Below are 14,849 nucleotides of genomic sequence, written 5' to 3' on the forward strand. Positions count from 1 at the left end.
GTTGGTTCCGGTCGGTGAACGAAAGCTGCCAGGGCCATGAATGAAATCGGGGACCAGCCGGTTGATGGAGAGCGTCAGATCAAGTCCCCGCTGATCATCGGCGTGGGCGCCTCGCCCGGCGCACTGGACAGCATCGAGCGCTTTTTCGCCAAGCTGAGCGTCGGCGCCGATCAGGCCATCGTCCTGGCTCTTCAGTATCACGAGGCTTTCGACGAATCCCGCCTGCGTGGCCTCGTTCAGGGCTCCAACGGCAGTAAGATCGCCGACATCGGCGATGGCCATGCGATCGAGGGCGGCACCATCTACCTGTGTCCGCCGGCGATGATCACGACGATCCAGGGCGACCGGTTTGCGATCCGTAGGGCCGAGCAGGCGCCCGGCGAGCGCGCCACCATCGACAGCTTCCTGGTGTCGCTGGCCGAGGAGCGCGCCGAGCAGTCCATCGGCGTCATTCTCGCCGGCACCGGCGGCGACGGCACGCTCGGCACCGCCACGCTGAAGGATCATGGCGGCCTCGCGATCGCCGAGAAGGTCGTGAGCCAGGAAGAGGCCGACCATCTGCACGACAGCAATACGCCCGCCGCCATCGCCGACTACGTGCTGCCGCCGGAGGACATCCCCGAACATATCCAGGTCTACGCCCGTCATCTTCGGCGCCTGGACGAGAAGCAGGGGTTTGACGAGGTGCTCGCCGCGGCCGCGACCTCGCTGTCGCGCATCGCCGACATCCTGCGCAACAAGACGGGGAACGATTTCCACGGCTACAAGCAGAACACCTTCCTGCGCCGCGTGCAGCGGCGCATGCAGGTGGTCCAGATCGACGAGATTGCCGCCTATGTCGATTTCCTGCGCAACGACAAGGACGAGGCGCAGAACCTCTTCAACGATCTGCTGATCGGCGTCACCGAGTTCTTCCGCGACAAGCGTGAGTTCGAGGTGCTGGAATCCCAGATCATTCCGAAGATCTTCGAGGGCAAGGGCACCGGCCAGCAAGTGCGCGTCTGGGTGCTCGGCTGCGCCACCGGCGAGGAGGCCTATTCGATCGGCATCCTGCTGCGCGAGCAGATGGCCCGGATGGACTCCGCGCCGCAGGTGCAGATCTTCGCCACCGACATCGACGGCCGGGCACTCGCAACCGCGCGGGTCGGCCGCTATCGCACCAATATCGAGGCCGACATGACCGGCGAGCGCCTGGCGCGCTGGTTCGTGCGCGAGGGCGACACCTATTGCGTGGTCAAGGAGCTGCGGGAGATGTGCATCTTCTCGCAGCACGACGTCATCAAGGACGCGCCGTTCTCCAAGCTCGACATCGTCTCCTGCCGCAACCTGCTGATCTACCTCAATGCCGAATTGCAGAACCGGGTGATCCCGTTGTTCCATTTCGCGCTGCTGCCGGAGCGCTATCTGTTTCTCGGCAATTCCGAGAACGTGACGCGGCATCCAAAACTGTTCGCGCCGATCGACCGGCGCGCCCGCATCTTCAGGAAGCTCGACACCGGAATGCGGCTGCCGCCGGAATTTCCGATCACGACCGCGGCGGGCAGGGCGCCGGTCGAGGTGCCGCCGGTGCGCTCGTTCGGACCCGACGTCGGGCTGGAGCGGCGCGCACAGCGGATCGCGGAGCGCTATGCGCCCGCCTACGTCATCACCGACGACAATTTCCAGATCCTGCACTTCTCCGGACGTACCGGGCGCTACATCGAGCCGACGGCGGGCGCAGCCACGCTCGACCTGCTCCAGCTCGTGCACCGCGATCTCAGGCTCGAGCTGCGCAGCGCGCTGAGCCGCGCGGCGGAGACCAACGAAGCGGCCCAGGCAGAACAGGTGCAGCTTGGAGTCAATGGCCACCGCGTCCTGGTCGACATCACCGTCGAGCCGATCCAGGAGGGCGTCGGCGGCCATCGCAATTTCGTGGTGCTGTTCAAGGACGGTCCGGTCCGCACGATCGAGGCGAACCCGGGTAACCCGAGCGCGCTGGTACGCACCGAGCATGTCGAGCGACTCGAAAGCGAGCTGCGCGCCACGCGTGAGCGCCTCCAGGCGACCATCGAGGAGCTCGAGAGCACCAACGAGGAGCTGAAATCCTCCAACGAGGAATACCAGTCGCTCAACGAGGAGCTGCAATCGGCCAACGAGGAGCTCGAGACCTCGCGCGAGGAGTTGCAGTCGGTCAACGAGGAGCTGACCACCGTCAATGGCGAGCTGGCGCACCGTGTCCAGGAGCTGACACGCGCCACCAGCGACCTCAAGAACTTCCTCGAGAGCACGCAGATCGCGACCGTGTTCCTCGACAACGATCTGCGCGTGATGAACTTCACGCCGGCGATCACGCAGGTCCTGCATCTCGTCGAGACCGATGCCGGCCGGCCGATCGCCCATATCAAGGCGCGCATCCCGATCGAAGAGCTCTACGACGACGTCCGCCGCGTGCTGCGCACGCTTGCCGCCAGCGAACGCGAGCTGAGCGCGCCCGACAGCGGCACGCGCTACATCGTGCGCATCCTGCCCTATCGCAGCATCGACAATTTCATCGCCGGCGTCGTCGTCACCTTCATCGACGTCACCGCGATCACCCGTGCAGAGGAGCGGCAGCGTCTGTTGCTGGCCGAGCTTCAGCATCGCGTCCGCAACACGCTCGGCGTGGTGCGCTCGATCGCCCGCCGTTCGGCCGATTCCAGCACAACCGTCGAGGAATACGCCTCCCATCTCGACGGCCGGCTCAACGCTTTCGCCCGCACCCAGGCGCTGGTGACCCGCGATCCCGAAGGTGGCGTCGACCTCGAATATCTCGTGGTCGAGGAGCTGCTCGCCTACAACGCCCGCGAGGGCGAGCAGATGCGGGTCTCCGGCCCCAAGGTGCGCTTCCAGCCCAAGGCGGCAGAGACATTCGCGCTCGCGATCCACGAGCTCGCGACCAACGCGCTGAAATACGGCGCCTTGAGCCAGCCGGCCGGGCGCATTGAGATCAGTTGGCGCCTCGACGAGAGCACGGAGCCGGCGGAGCTGGTGTTCGAATGGCGCGAGCGCGGCGGACCGCAGGTCACACCGCCGCCGCGAAAGGGTTTTGGCACTGAGCTTCTGGAACGCACGCTGGCGTTCGAGTTCAAGGGACAGACCACGATGGCGTTCAGCCCGGCCGGGCTGCAATGCACGATCTGCATCCCCCTGAGCAAGCGCACGTTCCACACTCCGGTGGTGGCTGGCTGATGACCCTGTCGACCTCCGATCGCAGCCTGCTGGAGCCGGCCATCCGCCGGCTGAGCGCGCTGCGGCCGTTGTCGGCCGAAGCCCGTGCATCGCTCGAATACGCCATGCTCGAGGGTCTGCAGCGCGCCGGGGCCGGCGAGGACCTGATCTCGGAGGGCGATCCCGTCGACAGCGTCCGCGTCGTGCTGTCGGGCTGGCTCTGCCGCTATAAGACGCTGGAGGACGGAAGGCGCCAGATCGTCAATTTCATCTTCCCGGGCGAGAGCTGCGACGCGCATGCGTTCCTGCTCTCGGTGATGGACCATTCCATCGCGACGCTGACGCCGGTGGTCTATGCCGAGATCAGGCGCGCGCGATTCGAGGCGCTGGTGGTCGCCGACCGTTCGCTCGCGGAAGCATTCTGGTGCGAGACCCTCGTCAACACCGCCATCCAGCGCGAATGGGCGATCAATCTCGGCCGCCGCATTGCGCTGGAACGCGTGGCGCATCTGTTCTGCGAGATATTCGAGCGGCTTCGCCCCGTCGGCATGGTCGACGGAAATTCCTGCATCATGCCGATCACGCAGATGGACCTCGCCGACGCCACCGGGCTGTCGGTGGTCCACCTCAACCGGACCATCCAGGAGCTGCGTGCCTCCGGCCTGATCGTGCTGCGCGATCGCACGCTGACCATCAGCGATCTCGACGCACTGAAGGACGCGGCGTTGTACTCGCCGAGCTATTTGCAGCTTTACCGGCGCGGTTGATGGGCGCTGCGGGACGCAACGCGCCAATCGAGAAACTTGATCAGGGTTAGTGGTCGCGAATTTTTTTTGAGCCGATGACGTCGTTTGAGTAACTTGTGCAAAGGCGGGACGACGCTGCTGCGCCTATGATGGGCAATGCAAAACGCGCTCTTTGCCCGTGCGGCCCGGGCCATCGAAGCAAGCCGCATTCTCCGCGATCAGCACAGGCGGGTCTCGGAACAGCACGGCCGAAACCTGGACGCGGCGCGCCTTGCGGTGATGAAAAGCGCCATGGTTCGCTCGGAGGTCAAGGCGCACCTCGACAATCGAAGAAAGCGGCCTGACTTTGGGACCGAGGCAGACAATTCGCGGAACCGAGCAACTGTTTCGTGACCGGAACGTTGACGTTCGCCATGGCCGATCCGGCCTGGCGACCACCCGTGACAGGAACGCAACGACGCGCTCTGCCTCATGGTCAGGGAGAACGCTCATGTTGACACGGCGTCGTCACAAACAAACGGACTTGCTGGAGACGCGCTTGGCTGCGGAAGCGGAGCGGCTGCGCGAGAAAGCCAGATCGCTTCCGCCCGGGGCCGCGCGCGACGAGATGCTGCGCAAGGCGCGCCAGGCGGAAACGGGATCTCAGATGAGCGAATGGCTGCGGTCGCCGGGCTTGCAGCCGCCGCACTAGACTATGATCCGGGCGCGTGGAGACGTGCATGAAGCGCGAGCTGCACGCGCCGGGAACGGGTCAGATGTCGGCGCGTACCGATGCGCTGATGTCGTGGGCAGAAACCGGAAAAATGAGCGCCACGTCCATCGTCCCCGTTGTGTCCGGTTGTCACCCGGCGGTGCTTCCGGTCAACGCCGCTTCGCCGTTTTGGTTCGCCTGTTATAGGGTGAGCGGTTGGTCGGCCTCAGCGAAATGCCTTCGCGCTGCGCCTTGCTGCGGATGGCCGCGACCGGACGTTGAAGCTTGATGCTCATCACGCCCGTCGGCGTGTTTCCCTTCGCGAGCTGCTTCAACTTGCTCACATCCGCAGGCGTCCACGGCTGGCGCGCGCGCCGCTTGTACGCGGGATTTGCCTTGCGTGGTCCCTTGCGGCCGATCGGTGAGCCCGGCCGCTTCCATGCTGCTTTCGCCATGATGATCCTCCTTCAAGTCCTTCATGAACAAGCGAATCAGCATTTCGGTTCCGGCGCATTTGCTGCCGCAATGCGCCGCCTCTCGGCGCGCCTATTCATGCTCTCGACGAACCGATGCCGCAGTGCGCACGCGCTTTGCGCAAAATCACGCAGCGTTAACTTATTGAAATGCCGGAACCCGAAATCGCGGCGGAAGCTATGTAGGCTGCCGGACAGGGCCGCCCCACCGGCAGCTCAATGACTGACGACTTGGGCCCCGGCGCCCAATCCCCCGCCGGGGCCGATTCATCCGAAATCATCCGTGAAAAGTCCAATGACCGCCAAACGCAACCGCAGGAAACAGACCCAATCGCTCCAGGAGCGGTTGACCGCATTCGCCGAAAGCGCCCGCGAGCGTGCCCGCAGCCTGCCGCCTGGCAGGGAGCGCGAGATGCTGCTGCGCCGCGCCAAGCAGAACGAGGTGACCTCAAATCTGACAGACTGGCTCAGCGCGCCCGCCTGCCCAAGACGAGGAGAATGATCATGCGGAGCATCAAGCATTATCGCGCCTTCCAGATCGATCGGGAGGGGCATGTGTTCGGCTGCATCAACCTCGTCTGCGACGATGACGAGCAGGCCAAGCGCGAGGCCGCGGCACTCGTTCTGGTCCACCGCATCGAGCTGTGGCGGCTGGACCGGCGGATCGCGCAATTCGATCTGCCGCCGGAGGTCGTTCGCTAGTAGAGCGGAGCGGAACCGAGCGCAGCGCCCCGGGTTGGTCGCATGAGACCGACCTCGCGAGGAGCCAGCATGACGGAAGCCGACGTTCGCAAGGGGATGCCGCCCGTCAAGCTGTCGCGCGCGGAGTTCGAGCGCCGTTACAAGAGCCAGTTCATCGATCCCGTCTTTGCGCCGCTCGGGCGCGAGCTTGACGCCATCGTCAGTGCCGCCTGGGACGCCTACAGCCATTCGCGCAAGGCGCCGCTGACGCGCAAGGCCGGCCCCGGATTTGCCGATCCCGACTACGACATCGCCCTCGACTGGCTGGATGCCCGCGCCGCGGTGCTGGCGGCACAGCGGCGGCACGACGATGCGAGCGAGACGCCGCGCATCCTGATCATCAACGGATCGGCGCGCAGCGAGCACACCTGTCCCGGCGAGATGTCCAAGACCTGGCGCCTCGTCAAGCTTGCCGAGCCGGTCTTCACCGAGATGGGCTTTGCCGTCGACATCCTCGATCTGTCGCGCCTTGCTTCCGAATTCGGCAAGACCATCCATCCCTGCAAGTCCTGCGTCTCGACCGCGATGCCGCTCTGTCACTGGCCGTGCAGCTGCTATCCGAACTATTCGCTCGGACAGACCCGCGACTGGATGAACGAGATCTATCCGCTCTGGGTCGCAGCTCACGGCATTCTGATCGTGACCCCGGTGAACTGGTATCACGTGCCTGCCGGGCTCAAGGCGATGATGGACCGCATGGTCTGCGCCGACGGCGGCAATCCCGATCCGACCTCGACCCACGGCAAGACTGCTGGGGAAGCCAAGGCGATCGAGCTGAAGGGCTGGTCCTATCCGCGCCATCTCGCCGGCCGCCATTTCGGCCTGGTGGTTCACGGCGACGCCGTCGGTGCCGAGGGCGTGCGCCGGGCCTTGTCGGACTGGCTCACCGACATGCACCTGATCTCGGCAGGCCGCTTCGCCGAGCTCGACGGCTATGTCGGCTACATGGACCATTATGCCACCTCGCACCACGAGCTCGACGAGGACAGTGAATTTCAGCAGGAGGTCGTGAACGCCGCACGCGCGCTGGGCAATGCGGTCCGGCTGGCGCGGAGCGGGCGCCTTCAGGAGCCTGGCGCCGGTCTTCAGGATCCGAATCCCAAATGAGCGGTGCACAACCGATCGATTGCCTGATCGTCGGGGGCGGCCCGGCCGGGATGATGGCCGCGATCTATCTGGCGCGCTTCCGCCGCCGCGTCTGTGTTGTGGATACCGGCGCGAGCCGAGCGGCGCTGATCCCGCGCAGCCATAACGTTCCGGGCTTCGTCCACGGCCTGTCCGGCGCCGAGCTGATCGCGCGCATGTCGGCGCAACTGGACGAGCTCGCCGTCACGCGCGTCGAGGCCGAGGTCACGGCATTGCAGCGGCAGGGGCACGGTTTTCAGGCGAGCTGGCGCGGCGGCGCGCATGAGGCCGCCACCGTCATTCTCGCCAGCGGCATCGTCGACACCCATCCGCCGTTCGACGAATGGCGCGCGGCCGTCGCGGACGGGCTGTTGCGCTACTGTCCGGTCTGCGACGCCTTTGAGGCGCGCGGCTGCCGCATCGGCGTCGTCGGCCCGCTCGGTCCTGCCGCCGGCAAGGCGCTGTTCCTGCGTGGCTACTCGCGCGACGTGACGCTGTTCGCAACCGCGCGGGATGGCGAGGAGACCGCAACATCGGGGCTGGCCGAGGCGGGGGTCGAGGTGGTGTTTGCGCCGGACCTGCGCCTCAGGCGGACCGCGAACAGGATCGAAGCCGTGTTCGCGAACGGCCGAACGACGCAATTCGACATGGTCTATCCCGTCATGGGCGCAGAGGTGCGTTCAAAGCTCGCGGTGTCGCTCGGCGCCGAGCATACCGCCGACAATTATTTGAAAGTCGATGACCATCAGCACACCTCTGTCAGCGGGCTCCTTGGCATCGGCGACGTCGTGACCGACCTGCACCAGATCTCGGTCGCGTTCGGTCACGCCGCAATCGCCGCCTGCACCATCCACAACAGCCTGCCGCCGCGCCTGGCATGAGAAGCCCTGAGCATGTTTGCCGACGACTGGCGCGCCGGCGACACCGAGCAATGCACGGTTCCCCGGATTCACATTCAGCCGGACGGCAGGAACGATCGAAGCCTCGCCTTGGTTGAGCGTGAGCGGGCAGGGCGGCATCGAAGCGCAATTGGAGAGATGGGATGGCTCAATCCGAAGAGGTGACCCGCTGCATCGCGCTCTGCATGAATTGCTACCAGACCTGCCTCGGCACGGCGATGAACCACTGCCTCGAGACCGGCGGCAAGCATGTCGAGCCCAGGCACTTCCGCCTGATGATGGCCTGCGCCGAAATGTGCCGGACGGCCGCGCATTTCATGCTGATCAACACGCCGCATCACCGGCACACCTGCGGCGAATGCGCGGAAATCTGCAGCGAATGCGCCGCCGATTGCGAACGGATCGGCGGCATGGAGGAGTGCGTCACGATGTGCCGCTCCTGCGCCCAATCCTGCCGCGCGATGGCAGCCTGAAGGACAAGCTCATGCTGGAAGAGAAGCTCAAGGAAGCCATCATCGGCGAGTTGGAGCGGCAGGCGGCCAACCGGCCGCAGGCTCTGACGGTCGAGGGCGGAGGCGAGGCGAAAGGCTCGGAGGAGCTGATCGTCAACGGCCGGATCGATCTTGCTGCGCTCGCGATGGTGATCGCCGGTTCGGTTGCGGGCGGGCCGTAAGGCTCCATCCTTGACCGCTTGAAATCGCAGTCAATGCGTGCACACCGCCGCGCGCGCCTCAGCCATATTCCTCGCCGATGCCGTATTCCCGATAGATCTCCAGCGGATCGAGGTCGGGAAACAGGCGGCATTTGGCCTGGGCGAGATGCAGGCTCACCGCCGCCGGCTCCTTGCCGTTCGCCAGCATCTTGCGTAGGTCGTCCATATGCGCGTTCGGCTGGTGCTTGGGTTCGAGCTGCTCCAGCGCGACCAGCGCGGTCGCGAGCGCCTCGGTCAGAACCCATTCGTCGTGGCCCGTGATTCCCTTCTTCGGCATCGGCAGACCCCACTTGTGGCGGTGCCAGTCTATCGCGACTTCGGCCAAATCTCCATTGCCGGCCGCCGGGCTCCGGCTTGCATTATGGCGGCGCGCGGCTAAAAGGCGGCGAGTTGCGGGGGCGGCGGTATCTTTCTTGAAACAAAGTTCGCGTAGACCGACCTGCACGGCGTCCAGGCCGGCTGTTCCGCTCTGGGTCTCCCCGATCCCGTACCCGCAACCCGATCCGGTTGCGCACCCCTCAAGGCTCGAGCCAGCATGGTCTTCCTCAGTTTCGTCTACCGCTTCGTCACCAACTTCGCGTTCCTGGCGGTGGTTTATTTCAGCCTGAACTTCATGGAGAAGTATCCGAACCGGGCGATCCTGGCGATCCTGGTGCTGGTCTATTCCGCCATGCGCGCGGCCTCGACGCTGCGCGCGTTCTACTTCTTCCAGAAGATCGAGAAGCTGGAGGCCGAGACGCGCCGCCTCCAGGCCCCGATCAACGACGGCTCGGGCGGAACCGCGGCGCGCAAGCAGGTCGTCGCCGACGTCGCGCGGCTGCGGCGCGACGGCGAGCTCAAGTCCTATATGGACCTGTTCTTCCTGGCGCTGATCGTGCTGCTCTGCGTCGCCGCCATCATGCGGCAATAACAACTCAAGCGCGCTTCTTCACGCCGGTCGCAATGCGGGTCGCGCTGCCCTTGGCCTGCGCCGCACGCTTCGGGGCGGCGTGTGGCGCGCGCGCGGTCTTGCGCCCCTGCGACTTGCCGGGCGTACCCTTGGCGGTCCCCTTCGCCGCGCGCGGCGTCTCGGCCGCCATCGCCAGCCGCGTCGCGGCGCGCCGCGACAAGGTCGTCGACAGCAGCACCTCGACCGAGCCCTCGGGGATCGCGAACAGGTCGCGGTCCGGCACGGCCAGGGTGGACGCGACATCCATCCGGGCCTTGGTCCGGCGCGGCAGCAGCGGCTGATGCTCGTTCTGCGCGTTCAGATCGGCGAGTGAGGGCGCCGGCAGCGTCCCGGTCTGCGTGAACACGAAATTCGGAACGGCCGGCCAGCGCGCGATCGGTGTCGTCTCGGTCGGCGGATGCAGCAGCCATTCCACCGCCGTCGTCGGCGTCGCCGGCTGATCCGCAGTCGCCGCCACCACATGCACGATGCGATAGCCCTTCGCCTTGAGGTCGCGGATGATCTTCGGCAGCGCCGCCACGGTGCGCGGCTGGATGTCGTGCAGCAGCAGAATGCCCTTGCCCTTGGCCTCCAGCCGCTGGATCGCGAGCTGGTAGACGCGGTCTGATGACACATGGCGCCAGTCGTCGGCCGGGAAGTCGGCGCTCCAGACCTGGATGCCGCGCGAGATCAGATAGTTCTCGACACCCTCGGCGCGCATCAGCCCGGGAATGCGGAAGAACGGCGCGAGCTTTGTCGGGTCGGTCATCGCCGCCGAGGTCCACTGGATACCGCCGTTGATCTCGGGCTCGTATTTCTCGATCGGCATCCGGTCGAAGGTCAGCGGATGGTCCATGCTGTGCGTGCCGACGGTATGGCCCGCCGCCACCAGCTTGCGCACGCCTTCGGGGTTCGCCTTGGCCTGCTGGCCGATGATGAAGAAGGTCGCCTTGATGCACTCGTCGTCGAGCATCTTGAGGATCTGGTTGGAATATTTCGGCAGCGGACCGTCGTCGAAGGTCAGCACGACCTCATGGTCCTTCAACGGCAGCGTCTCGCGGTACTGCATGGTGCCGATGCGCGGATGCTCGTGCGGATCGACCACGAGGGTGCGGGAGGTCCCGAGCGCGCCCGGATGCCCGGGGCATTCGGCCGCCAGCGCCGCCGTCGACGCGGTGCTCAGCAATCCCAACACACCGCCAAGGACGGCCCACGATCGCGTCCGGAAAACAACGCTACGTCCGATCATGAAGTCGGTCTGCCCTCATATGCGATTGCCGCCATAGTAGGTCGGAGACGCCCCGAAACGGTTCAGGCGCAAATCGCCTCCATCTTTGCATGGCGTAGCATGAACAGAGTGTTAATAGGGCTCAAATCACCCCTTTTTGCGCCGGCGTGACATTCCGGCATCAACGGGCGTCAGCGTTTTTCTGTGATGTTCCCGCCGGGGCCACGTGAACCACGCGATAGCCGTTCTCCCTCAGATACCGCAGGAAGGCCGGCATGATCGCGGCCGTTCGCGCCTTGGGATCGTGGAAGAGGATGATGCCCTTGCCGGCAGCGGCGAGGCGCTCGGTGATGAGCTTCAATTCCTGCTCCGGCGTCATCTCGTTCCAGTCGCTGGCCCAGAGGTCGGCGCCGAACACGACGATGCCGCGCGACTGGAGCAGGTCGAGCTCGGCTTGCGTCGCTTCGAAATAGGGAAAGCGGAAGAACGGCGTCGAGGGCGTCGTGGTCGAGACCCCGTGCAGCGCCATCTCGTCGGCCGCGATCCCGCGGTCGATCTCGCTCTTCGCCTTCTCGAACGGGATCCGCGCCATGAACGGATGCGACCATGTGTGGTGGCCGATGGTGTGGCCCTCGCGCGCGATGCGCTTGACCATCTCAGGATGCTGGGAAGCGTGCAGGCCGATCAGGAAGAAGGTCGCGCGCACGCATTCCTGCGCCAGCGCTGCCAGCACTTTCGATGTCGTCGGCGGATGCGGGCCGTCGTCGAAGGTCAGCACGACCTCGTGATCGGCAAGCGGCAATGTCTGCGGAAAACTCTTCAAGCCGACGCGCGGCGTGGTCTTGGCATCGACGCTGAGGACGCGCGAGGTGCCGAGCGCATCCTTGCGCGGGCAGTCGGCGGCTCCCGCCGAGGCGATGCCGCCGAGGGCCGCGAGGATCACGCCCAGCGACATCGAGGTCCACCGCAGTCGAAGCATCTTTGTCATTGCGCTCGGAGTTGCCTTGTGGGTATTGCCTGAACCATCAGCTCAGATCACACGTTCCAACCTGTCAAACGGCGAGGCACACCATGGATGAACATATGGACGGTGCCCCATCCGCCGAGGCCTCGGTACTCGACCATGTGCCGATGCGCAATGAAGACGGCGAAATCCGGCACGAATTCGTCGAGGAAATCGCCCATGCGATCGAGGCCGGCGACAGCGCCGCGCTGCGCGCCTGCGTCGCCGAGCTGCACGAGGCCGATCTCGGCGACCTGATCGGCGCGCTCGCGCCCGACGACCGCGTCCGTCTGGTCGAGCTCACGGGCCGCGACTTCGACTTCTCCGCGCTGAACGAGGTCGACGAGACCGTGCGCGAGGAGATCCTCGAGGAGCTGCCGCCGGAAACGGTCGCCGAAGGCGTCCGCGAGCTCGAATCCGACGATGCGGTCGAGCTGCTGGAAACCCTCGACGAGGCCGATCAGGAGGAGATCCTCGAAAAGCTGCCGTTGCAGGAGCGCGTCGCGCTCGAGCGCAGCCTGCTGTATCCGGAAAATTCCGCCGGCCGCCGCATGCAGACCGAGTTCATCGCGGTGCCCCAGGATTTCACCGTGGGGCAGGCGATCGACTACATGCGGGAGACGCCGGATCTGCCCGACCGCTTCTACGAAATCTACGTCGTCGACAAGGACCAGCACTGGCAGGGCGCGGTCCCCCTCGACGTGCTCTTGCGCGCGCGCCGGCCGGTGCCGCTCGCCGAATTGACCGACGAGGATCGCCGCCGCGTCTCCGTCCTGGAGGACCAGGAGGAGGTGGCGCGCATGTTCGGCAAGTACAATCTCGTCGCAGCCCCTGTGCTTGACACCCAGGACCGCCTCGTCGGCGTCATCACCGTCGACGACGTCGTCGACGTCATCGAGGAGGAGGCAGACGAGGACCTCAAGGCGCTCGGCGGCGTCACCAGCGACGAAGAGCTGTCGGACACCTTCCTGACCATTGCCCGCGGCCGGTTCAACTGGCTGCTGGTCAACCTCGCCACCGCGTTCCTGGCGTCCTCCGTGCTCGGCCTGTTCGAGGGCCAGTTGGAGAAGATGGTGGCACTCGCGGTGCTGGCGCCGATCGTTGCGAGCCAGGGCGGCAATGCCGCGACCCAGACCATGACGGTCGCGGTGCGGGCGCTGGCAACGCGCGAGCTCGGCTCCTCCAATGCCTGGCGCGTGATCATGCGCGAAACGCTGGTCGGCCTCGTCAATGGCCTCGCCTTTGCCGTGATCACGGGTATCGCCGCGGTGGCCTGGTTCAAGATCCCTGGCCTTGGCATCGTCATCGGGCTCGCCATCATCTGCAACCTCGTCGCCGGCGCGCTCGGCGGCATTCTGATCCCGATGGCGCTCGAACGTGTCAGGGCCGATCCGGCGGTGGCGTCGGGCACCTTCGTCACCACGGTGACGGACGTGGTCGGCTTCTTCTCCTTCCTCGGCATCGCGACGTTGTGGTTCGGCTTGAAGTAGGCGAAGGCGTACGCTCCCTCCACGTCATTGCGAGCGTAGCGAAGCAATCCAGAATCCCTCTGCGGCGGCAGTCTGGATTGCTTCGTCGCAGGGGCTCCTCGCAATGACGGGGCAGGCGGCGGTGCATCCTCATTCTCGTGCCCGGACGCGATGCAATACTCCCGCCTCGTAGCCCGGATGGAGCCAACGGGTCGGCGCGAAGCGCCGCCCGATGACAGGCTCCGCGTAATCCGGGACCGCTGCATCGGCGCAAGAGCTGCCCAGGATTGCGCTGCGTTCCATCCGGGCTACGGACTCCTTTCTTTAATCCGAACTTAAGCGACCTGCCGCATCATCATGCCCGCTTGGGGGAATGGACATGCGGTTGCGGCTGAAGGCGGACGGACGGATCGTCGAATTGCGGGATGGGCAGGAATATCCGGTCCAGCCGAGCGCCAATGACGCACCTGGCGACACCGGCTCGCTCGCCGTGCGCGACCTGCGCCGCCGCGCCTGTCTCACCCAGATGGAGTTCGCCGCCAAGCTCGGCGTTCCCGTCGAGACCATCCGCAATTGGGAGCAGGGCAAGCGCGCCCCGCGGGGACCGGCCCGCGCGCTGCTCGCGGTGATCGCACACGCGCCGGAGACGGTGTTCCAGGCGCTCGCCAAAGCCTGATACGAACCTCCCGTTAGCATTGCCGTGAATATCCGGCTCGGGCGCCGTGGCATTCGTTGGCAGTGTTACGGACCGGGTCCATAATGATATCAGGGGCTGCCGCAACAGAGAGGATTCCTCATGCTGTTCGTCGAGGCCAGTGGCGCAAGAATCCCGGCGATCGGGCTTGGGACCTGGGAGCTGGAAGGGCGTACCTGTGCCCGCGTGGTCGAGCAGGCGCTGCGGCTCGGCTACCGCCACATCGACACCGCCCAGGTCTACGACAATGAGCGCGAGGTCGGCGACGGCTTGCGCGCCTCCGGCGTGCGCCGCGACGACGTCTTCCTCACCACAAAGGTCTGGACCAATCATTTCGCGCCCCACGACCTCGAGCGCTCGGTCAAGGAGAGCCTGGCGCGGCTGCGGCTTCCGTCGGTCGACCTTCTGCTGCTGCACTGGCCCAATCCGCATGTGCCGCTGGCGGAGACGCTGGGCGCACTGTCGCATGCCAAACGCATGGGCCTGACCCGTCACATCGGCGTTTCCAACTTCACCGTGGCGCTGATCGAGCAGGCGGTGGCGCTGTCATCAGAGCCGCTGGTCTGCAACCAGGTCGAATACCACCCTTATCTGGATCAGGCGAAGGTGAGGGCGGCTTGCGACCAGCACGGCCTTGCGCTGGTCGCCTACAGCCCGATCGCCAAGGGCCGCATCAAGTCCGACCAGAGGCTCGCCGCAATCGGACGTGCGCATCGCAAGACGCCGGCCCAGGTCTGCCTGCGCTGGCTGGTGCAACAGAATGTTGCGGCGATCCCGCGCACCTCGCGCGTCGAACGCCTGTCGGAAAACATCGATATCCTCGATTTCGAGCTCTCAGGCGACGAGATGGCGGAGATCGCCGCGCTGGCCAGCCCCAAGGGCCGCCTGACCGATTTCGGCTTCGCGCCGAAATGGGATTGAGGGGCCGTTCCGGTATGATAGGAGCAGGGCGGC

Annotated in this window: 18 protein-coding genes; 14 read left to right on the forward strand and 4 right to left on the reverse strand. The window is 65.7% G+C overall.

Going from position 1 to position 14,849, the window contains the following annotated elements:
- Positions 1 to 36: 36 nt before the first annotated feature.
- The 4 genes from AAFG16_RS22655 (at position 37) to AAFG16_RS22670 (ending at position 4,623) form a co-directional block, all read left to right on the forward strand.
- Positions 37 to 3,207: a CheR family methyltransferase gene (locus AAFG16_RS22655; RefSeq protein WP_342740611.1), complete on the forward strand. Its 3,171-nt coding sequence runs from the start codon at positions 37 to 39 to the stop codon at positions 3,205 to 3,207.
- Complete coding sequence (locus tag AAFG16_RS22660; protein WP_283086362.1) at positions 3,207 to 3,953, forward strand: Crp/Fnr family transcriptional regulator; 747 nt, start codon at positions 3,207 to 3,209, stop codon at positions 3,951 to 3,953. Before AAFG16_RS22655 ends, AAFG16_RS22660 begins: the two co-directional genes overlap by 1 nt.
- Before the next feature lie 135 nt (positions 3,954 to 4,088).
- Positions 4,089 to 4,325 (forward strand): hypothetical protein, encoded by a 237-nt coding sequence (locus AAFG16_RS22665; RefSeq protein WP_342740612.1) that lies wholly within the window; start codon positions 4,089 to 4,091, stop codon positions 4,323 to 4,325.
- Between the two features lie 97 nt (positions 4,326 to 4,422).
- Positions 4,423 to 4,623, forward strand: a complete 201-nt coding sequence (locus AAFG16_RS22670) for a hypothetical protein (RefSeq protein WP_342740613.1) — start codon at positions 4,423 to 4,425, stop codon at positions 4,621 to 4,623.
- A gap of 170 nt (positions 4,624 to 4,793) precedes the next feature.
- On the opposite strand, the gene AAFG16_RS22675 is transcribed toward AAFG16_RS22670, so the two are convergent.
- On the reverse strand, positions 4,794 to 5,078 hold the full coding sequence (locus AAFG16_RS22675) for a hypothetical protein (protein WP_283086364.1): 285 nt from the start codon (positions 5,076 to 5,078) through the stop codon (positions 4,794 to 4,796).
- A gap of 313 nt (positions 5,079 to 5,391) precedes the next feature.
- Here AAFG16_RS22675 and AAFG16_RS22680 point away from each other — a divergent pair, with 313 nt between their 5' ends.
- The 6 genes from AAFG16_RS22680 (at position 5,392) to AAFG16_RS22705 (ending at position 8,534) form a co-directional block, all read left to right on the forward strand.
- A complete protein-coding gene (locus AAFG16_RS22680; protein WP_283086365.1) occupies positions 5,392 to 5,598 on the forward strand; it encodes a hypothetical protein in 207 nt (68 codons plus the stop codon).
- A gap of 2 nt (positions 5,599 to 5,600) precedes the next feature.
- Positions 5,601 to 5,798, forward strand: coding sequence for a hypothetical protein (locus AAFG16_RS22685; RefSeq protein WP_283086366.1), 198 nt, complete (start codon positions 5,601 to 5,603; stop codon positions 5,796 to 5,798).
- 69 nt (positions 5,799 to 5,867) lie between these two features.
- On the forward strand, positions 5,868 to 6,944 hold the full coding sequence (locus AAFG16_RS22690; RefSeq protein WP_283086367.1) for a flavodoxin family protein: 1,077 nt from the start codon (positions 5,868 to 5,870) through the stop codon (positions 6,942 to 6,944).
- Complete coding sequence (locus AAFG16_RS22695; RefSeq protein ID WP_342740614.1) at positions 6,941 to 7,843, forward strand: NAD(P)/FAD-dependent oxidoreductase; 903 nt, start codon at positions 6,941 to 6,943, stop codon at positions 7,841 to 7,843. Before AAFG16_RS22690 ends, AAFG16_RS22695 begins: the two co-directional genes overlap by 4 nt.
- A gap of 161 nt (positions 7,844 to 8,004) precedes the next feature.
- Positions 8,005 to 8,334 (forward strand): four-helix bundle copper-binding protein, encoded by a 330-nt coding sequence (locus AAFG16_RS22700; protein ID WP_283086369.1) that lies wholly within the window; start codon positions 8,005 to 8,007, stop codon positions 8,332 to 8,334.
- A gap of 11 nt (positions 8,335 to 8,345) precedes the next feature.
- On the forward strand, positions 8,346 to 8,534 hold the full coding sequence (locus AAFG16_RS22705; protein ID WP_283086370.1) for a hypothetical protein: 189 nt from the start codon (positions 8,346 to 8,348) through the stop codon (positions 8,532 to 8,534).
- A gap of 58 nt (positions 8,535 to 8,592) precedes the next feature.
- Here the strand turns inward: AAFG16_RS22705 and AAFG16_RS22710 are convergent, their stop codons facing one another.
- Positions 8,593 to 8,850 (reverse strand): hypothetical protein, encoded by a 258-nt coding sequence (locus AAFG16_RS22710; protein ID WP_181411698.1) that lies wholly within the window; start codon positions 8,848 to 8,850, stop codon positions 8,593 to 8,595.
- 258 nt (positions 8,851 to 9,108) lie between these two features.
- Between AAFG16_RS22710 and AAFG16_RS22715 the strand changes: the two genes are divergently transcribed.
- Positions 9,109 to 9,483, forward strand: coding sequence for a hypothetical protein (locus AAFG16_RS22715; RefSeq protein WP_283086371.1), 375 nt, complete (start codon positions 9,109 to 9,111; stop codon positions 9,481 to 9,483).
- A 4-nt stretch (positions 9,484 to 9,487) separates the two neighbouring features.
- On the opposite strand, the gene AAFG16_RS22720 is transcribed toward AAFG16_RS22715, so the two are convergent.
- Together AAFG16_RS22720 and AAFG16_RS22725 are read right to left on the reverse strand one after the other, a co-directional pair.
- The gene (locus AAFG16_RS22720) at positions 9,488 to 10,750 is read right to left on the reverse strand and encodes a polysaccharide deacetylase family protein (RefSeq protein ID WP_283086372.1); all 1,263 of its coding nucleotides are present in this window, start codon (positions 10,748 to 10,750) and stop codon (positions 9,488 to 9,490) included.
- Between the two features lie 160 nt (positions 10,751 to 10,910).
- The gene (locus tag AAFG16_RS22725) at positions 10,911 to 11,684 is read right to left on the reverse strand and encodes a polysaccharide deacetylase family protein (protein ID WP_342740953.1); all 774 of its coding nucleotides are present in this window, start codon (positions 11,682 to 11,684) and stop codon (positions 10,911 to 10,913) included.
- 116 nt (positions 11,685 to 11,800) lie between these two features.
- Between AAFG16_RS22725 and mgtE the strand changes: the two genes are divergently transcribed.
- From mgtE to AAFG16_RS22740, 3 genes are all read left to right on the forward strand, one after another.
- Positions 11,801 to 13,222, forward strand: a complete 1,422-nt coding sequence (mgtE, locus tag AAFG16_RS22730; RefSeq protein WP_283086373.1) for a magnesium transporter — start codon at positions 11,801 to 11,803, stop codon at positions 13,220 to 13,222.
- Positions 13,223 to 13,574: 352 nt separating this feature from the next.
- Positions 13,575 to 13,877, forward strand: a complete 303-nt coding sequence (locus AAFG16_RS22735) for a helix-turn-helix domain-containing protein (protein ID WP_283086374.1) — start codon at positions 13,575 to 13,577, stop codon at positions 13,875 to 13,877.
- A gap of 120 nt (positions 13,878 to 13,997) precedes the next feature.
- The gene (locus AAFG16_RS22740) at positions 13,998 to 14,816 is read left to right on the forward strand and encodes an aldo/keto reductase (protein WP_283086375.1); all 819 of its coding nucleotides are present in this window, start codon (positions 13,998 to 14,000) and stop codon (positions 14,814 to 14,816) included.
- Positions 14,817 to 14,849: the final 33 nt, after the last annotated feature.

This window comes from Bradyrhizobium sp. B117, assembly GCF_038969555.1.
GTDB lineage: Bacteria > Pseudomonadota > Alphaproteobacteria > Rhizobiales > Xanthobacteraceae > Bradyrhizobium.